The 310-nt window shown below is 50.0% G+C and carries 1 protein-coding gene; it reads right to left on the bottom strand.

What is annotated here, in order from left to right:
- Window positions 1-310 (bottom strand): ParB/RepB/Spo0J family partition protein (locus tag E5329_RS29525; protein ID WP_135992608.1); only part of this gene is annotated, 310 nt, incomplete at both ends.

Here is a 310-nt window from a genome sequence, read left to right on the forward strand (position 1 = left end):
GTCCGCAACTTCGTCCCAACTTGTGACGAGGTTAAATCTGTGCGGAAGCCCTGCCTTTTCATGGCTTCGGATTTCATTTTATAAGCAAATGCCCTCTCACTTGGCAGGATATTTTCACGCTGTAAATTGCTGTCTACAAGGGTGATGATGGCTCGGTCACGGTCTAAAGGCAGGACAAAAGCGGGTACGGTATTTATCCCTGCAAGCTCGGAAGCACGCACACGCCGCTGACCTGCAATCACTTCATAACCGTTCCCGTCCTCTTTCGGGCGTGTGATTATCGGCGTTACGATTCCAAACTCCTTAATGC

The organism is Petralouisia muris, assembly GCF_004793545.1.
Lineage (GTDB): Bacteria > Bacillota > Clostridia > Lachnospirales > Lachnospiraceae > Petralouisia > Petralouisia muris.